Annotated in this window: 2 tRNA genes and 1 rRNA gene; all 3 read left to right on the top strand. The window is 49.6% G+C overall.

The features are described from left to right. Positions 1 to 56, top strand: a 16S ribosomal RNA gene (locus tag AB1287_RS22330); the annotation flags it as partial. Between the two features lie 68 nt (positions 57 to 124). Then, positions 125 to 201 (top strand) — tRNA-Ile (locus AB1287_RS22325). A gap of 36 nt (positions 202 to 237) precedes the next feature. Then, a tRNA-Ala gene (locus tag AB1287_RS22320) sits at positions 238 to 313 on the top strand. Positions 314 to 391 lie beyond the last annotated feature (78 nt).

The raw sequence follows: 391 nt of genomic DNA, 5'->3' as shown, positions 1-391 counted from the left end.
GTGTGAAGTCGTAACAAGGTAACCGTAGGGGAACCTGCGGTTGGATCACCTCCTTACCTTAAAGAACCTGCCTTTGCAGTGCTCACACAGATTGTCTGATGAAATGAAGCAGTAAAACCTCTACAGGCTTGTAGCTCAGGTGGTTAGAGCGCACCCCTGATAAGGGTGAGGTCGGTGGTTCAAGTCCACTCAGGCCTACCAAATTTGCACCGCAAATTTGAAGAGGTTAACTACGATGGGGCTATAGCTCAGCTGGGAGAGCGCCTGCCTTGCACGCAGGAGGTCTGCGGTTCGATCCCGCATAGCTCCACCATCTTTACTGCGAATACAAGAAAACTTCAGAGTGAACCTGAAAAGGTGCACTGCGAAGTTTTGCTCTTTAAAAATCTGG

This window comes from Scandinavium sp. UTDF21-P1B (genome assembly GCF_040750395.1).
GTDB lineage: Bacteria > Pseudomonadota > Gammaproteobacteria > Enterobacterales > Enterobacteriaceae > Scandinavium.
Note: the sequence above shows the minus strand (reverse complement) of the source record. Positions and strands in the feature narration are given on the sequence as shown.